Origin of the sequence: uncultured Cellulomonas sp., assembly GCF_963527515.1 — a bacterium.
In the GTDB taxonomy this organism is placed as follows: domain Bacteria; phylum Actinomycetota; class Actinomycetes; order Actinomycetales; family Cellulomonadaceae; genus Cellulomonas.
In genome coordinates this window covers 1-4,401 of the sequence record NZ_CAURTV010000176.1, presented here as the reverse complement: position 1 = coordinate 4,401, position 4,401 = coordinate 1, and the positions used below count along the sequence as shown (strand labels likewise).

At 73.9% G+C, this 4,401-nt stretch carries 3 protein-coding genes; 1 reads left to right on the top strand and 2 read right to left on the bottom strand.

The window, feature by feature from the left end; all coding sequences use genetic code 11:
• Window positions 1–2,373: transcriptional regulator (locus RYN42_RS19890; protein ID WP_315099275.1), on the top strand; the 2,373-nt coding region annotated here is incomplete at its 5' end.
• Window positions 2,374–2,398: 25 nt separating this feature from the next.
• Here RYN42_RS19890 and RYN42_RS19885 read toward each other — a convergent pair.
• Window positions 2,399–3,226 carry an ABC transporter permease gene (locus tag RYN42_RS19885; protein ID WP_315099272.1) on the bottom strand — a complete coding sequence of 276 codons (828 nt, stop codon included), beginning with the start codon at window positions 3,224–3,226 and terminating at the stop codon, window positions 2,399–2,401.
• A complete protein-coding gene (locus tag RYN42_RS19880) occupies window positions 3,226–4,206 on the bottom strand; it encodes an ATP-binding cassette domain-containing protein (RefSeq protein WP_315099269.1) in 981 nt (326 codons plus the stop codon). The genes RYN42_RS19885 and RYN42_RS19880 overlap by 1 nt, the downstream gene beginning before the upstream one ends.
• Window positions 4,207–4,401: the final 195 nt, after the last annotated feature.

Sequence of the window (4,401 nt, the reverse complement as noted above, 5' to 3'; positions counted from 1 at the left end):
GCGCTGGTCACCGTCGTGGCCACCGGCGGTGCCGGCAAGACCCGGCTGGCGGGAGAGGTCGCGCGCCGGGCGGTGGCCGCCGGCCGGCCCGTCCGCGTGGTCGAGCTGGCCGGCCTGCGAGCACCCGGGGAGGTGCTGCCCGCGGTGCTCGCCGCGATCGGCGGTTCGGACACAGCCGCGACGCGTCCCGAGCAGCCCACCGAGCGCCGACTGCTCACCCCCGAGGACCGGCTGCGGCTCGCGGCCCAGGACCTCGACGGGCTCCTCGTGCTGGACAACTGCGAGCACGTCCTCGACGCCGCGGCCGTCGTCGTCGGCGACCTGCTGGCCGTCGCGTCGCCGGACGTGGTGGTGCTCGCGACGAGCCGCGCACCGCTCGGCCTCGTCGGCGAGTCCGTGCACCGCCTGCTGGCCCTCCCCGACGCCGACGCCCTGGAGCTGCTCGAGTCCCGTGCGCGCGCCGGCCGAGCGACCGTCGGCTGGGACCCGGAGCGGGCGCGCGAGCTGTGCCACCGGCTGGACAACCTGCCGCTGGCGCTCGAGCTGGCGGCCGCCCGGCTGCGGTCGATGGCGGTCGAGGACGTCCTGGACGGGCTGAGCGACCGGTTCGCGCTCCTGGACGACGCTCTGCGCGGCCTGCCGGAGCGCCACGCGAGCCTGTGGGCGATGGTCGACTGGAGCCGCGAGCTCCTGGACCCGCCCGACCGCGACCTGTTCCAGCGGCTCGCCGTCCTTCCCGCACCGTTCACGGCCGAGGCAGCCGTCACCGTCGCGGGCTCGCCCGCACCGGCCGTCCGTCGCGGGCTGGCGACGCTGGTCGAGCAGTCGCTGCTCGCGCTCGACGACCACGACGGCGGTCCGGCGCGGTACCGGATGCTCGAGACCGTCCGGGAGTACGGCGAGGCACGGCTGGACGCGGCCGGGGACCGGGACGAGGCCATGGCCGGGCTGGTGCGCTGGTCCGCCGCCGAAGCGGTCCGGTTGGCCGCCGGCTTCGTCGGCTCCGCCCAGGTGCGCGCGTTCGACGACTGCGCGGCCGAGCAGGAGACGTTCCTGGCTGCGCTGCGCTGGGCGGTCGAGCACGACGACCCCGTGGGTGCCGTGGACATCGCCGTCGCCCTGTTCCACCTGTGGAGCGTGCGCGGCCTGCACGTCGAGGTCATCGAGTGGGCCGAGCGGATGCTCCTCGCGGACGACCCGGCGGCCCGGCGCACCTCCCCTCTCTACGTGGGGACCGCCTCCGGCCGGCCGCTGCCCGACGCCGACCGCCTGGCGGCGACCTGCCTGTTCTCCGCGGTGAACGCCGGCGTCATGATCTCCCAGCGGCTGCCGGCGCTCGGCGGTCGGGTGATCCGGCTGCTGACCGCCGAGCGGCCCACGCAGATCTCCCCGCGCATCTCCGCCCTCGTCGCCACGATGCCGGCGCTCGTCTCGTCCGACACGTCCGTCACCTACGCCGCCGCGGAGCACCTGGCGGAGCAGGAGGACGGCTTCCTGCACGGTCTCGGGCTGTTCATGCGGGCCGCGGCGCGGGAGAACGCCGGCGACCCGGAGACGTCCAGCACCGACGCGCGCGCGGCCTACCGGGCGTTCGAGTCGATCGGCGACCACTGGGGCATGGGCATGGCCGCGCAGGGCGTGGGCCAGTGGCAGAGCGCCCGGGGAGAACCGGACGCGCAGGAGTGGCTGGTCCGCAGCCTGCGCCACCTCGAGCTGGTCGGCGCGATGCAGGACGTGCGCAGCATCCGCGTGATGCTCGACGTGCAGCAGGCACTCGGCGGCGACGACGACGCCCTCGCGCGGCTGCGGGAGGTGACGACCTCGTCGCAGGTCGATGACGTCGACGCCGCGCAGGCGCTGCTGGGGCTCGCGCACGTCGCGTGCCGGTCCGGCAAGGCCCAGGACGCGCTCGATGCCGCGGACGCTGCGACCGCGGTCGTGGGCACGATGGCCGTGACCGTGCCCCAGGTGCGGATCGCGTTCCGGGTGGCCACTGCGGTGGTGCACCTGCGGGTGGCCGCGATGCAGCCGTCGTTCGCCGACGCGTGCGTGGCCAAGGCGGTCGACCTCATCGCCGCCGCCGCGCCCGAGGCGAAGGTGACCACGGACATGCCGGTGCTGGGGTCGTTCGGGCTCGGTGCCGCCGAGCTGGCGGCGCAGCGCGGTGACGCCGGGCTGGCCCGCGAGCTGTGGGCGGCGGGCGTCCGGCTCGGCGCCAACCTCGTGATGCTCTTCCAGCTGGGGATCGACGGACCGCTGGCCGGCGCCCTCGGCGACGACGACGACCGCGAGCGCCTGCAGGAACCGTGGCGCGCGCGGTCGTCGACGGACGCGGCCGACCGGATCCGGGAGCTCACCGCCGACCTCGGCTGAGCGTGCTCCCCGGATCCGGTCGGGGTCAGACCTTGCGGCGGTACGCCCGCATGGCCAGCGGCAGGAACACCGCGACCAGCCCGACGCACCACGCCAGCGTCCAGTAGACGCTGTTGCCGATGGGCTCGCCCAGGAACAGCCCGCGCATGGACGCGACCAGGTGGGTGAGCGGGTTCCACGCGACGAAGCTCTGCATCCAGCCGGGCAGCGTCGTCGCCGGCACGAACACGTTCGACGCGAAGCTGAGCGGCATGATGATCAGGAACATGATCCCCTGCACTGCGCCGGAGGTCCGCACCTTCATGCCGACGAACACCGACACCCAGGACAGGGACAGCGCGAACAGCACGGCGAGCAGGGAGCCCGCGACCGCGCTGAGCGGGTCGGTGAGGATACGGAAGCCCATCAGGTAACCGATGCCGAGCGTCATCACGGTGACGATCACGTAGCGGACCACGTCCCCGAGCACGGCACCGATCAGCGGCGCCGACCTCGGGATGGGCAGCGACTTGAACCGGTCGAAGATGCCCTTCTCCAGGTCGGTGTTGAGGTTGACGCCGATGGCGATGGCCCCGGTCGCGATGGTCTGCGCGAGGATGCCCGGCAGGAGGAACTGCAGGTACGCGTGCGTGTCCCCCGCCACCGCCCCGCCGAAGATGTAGACGAAGATCACGAGGAAGATCGCCGGCTGCAGCGTGACGTCGATGAGCGCCTCGGGGGTGCGCCACGTCTTGATCAGGCTCCGCTTGGCCAGCGACAGCGAGTGCCGGACGAGCGGGAACGGCTTGCGCATGACGGTGGCGGCCGACGTGGGGACGGCGCGCGGGGTGCGGTGCTCGGTGAGCGTGGTCATCAGGCCACCTCCTTCGTCTCGGTGGTGTCATCCTCGGAGGCCGTGCGGCCGGTGAGGGAGAAGAACACCTCGTCCAGGCTGGGCAGGTGCAGGGACAGCTCGGTGACGCCGATGCCGGCGCTCGCCAGCCGGGACACCGTGGCGGTCAGCGCGGAGTCGTCCTGCACGGGGACCGCGAGGACGCCCTTGCGGATCTCCTCCGGCGCCGACCCGGAGGTCACCTGGCCGAGGATCGTCGCCGCCTCCCCCATGCGGGCCAGGTCCGACGGGCGCACCTCGAGGGTCTGCCCGCCGACGATCCGCTTGAGGCCCTCGGGGGTGTCGTGCGCGATGACGCGACCGTGGTCGATGACCGTGATCTCGTCGGCGAGGGCGTCCGCCTCCTCCAGGTACTGCGTGGTGAGCAGGACCGTCGAGCCGTCCGTGACCAGCGAGCGGACGACGTCCCACATGTCCTCGCGCTTGGCGGGGTCCAGGCCGGTCGTCGGCTCGTCGAGGAAGATGACGTCCGGCCGCCCGACCAGGCTCGCCGCCAGGTCGAGCCGGCGACGCATGCCCCCGGAGTAGGTCTTGGCCGGCCGGTCGGCCGCGGCGGTCAGGTCGAACCACTCCAGCAGCTCGGCGGCGCGAGCGCGGGCGCCGACCCGTCCCAGGTCCAGCAGCGTGCCGAAGAGCACCAGGTTCTGCCGGCCGGAGAGATCCTCGTCGACCGACGCGTACTGGCCCGTGAGGCCGATCGACTGGCGGACACGCTCGGCGTCCTTGACCACGTCGAAGCCGCCGATGCGGGCGTGCCCGGCGTCCGGCACGAGGAGGGTGGACAGGATGCGGACCGCGGTCGTCTTGCCGGCGCCGTTGGGGCCGAGCACGCCGAGGACGGTGCCGCGAGCGACGGCGAGGTCGACGCCTTGGAGCGCCTTGGTCTCGCCGAAGTGCTTGACGAGGCCGTCAGCCTCGATCACCAGGTCGGTTGATGTCATGCCCCCAGGCTGGGGAACCCCGCTGACAGGACCCCGACACGGCGCCGACACGGTGGTGTCAGGGGGTGTCGCCTCCACCCGTCGCCCACGACGGAGGGGGCGGCGGAGCGGTGGGTGGTGCGGGCGGCGGCGGGACGGGAGCGCCGTACCCGGGGGCGGGCGGCGGAGGTGCTGCCGGGCCGCCGTACCCGGGGG

Bases quoted from the DNA above. Each gene is read 5' to 3' on its own strand.
- RYN42_RS19885 (WP_315099272.1), bottom strand. From the start codon at position 3,226: ATGACCACGCTCACCGAGCACCGCACCCCGCGCGCCGTCCCCACGTCG.
- RYN42_RS19880 (WP_315099269.1), bottom strand. From the start codon at position 4,206: ATGACATCAACCGACCTGGTGATCGAGGCTGACGGCCTCGTCAAGCAC.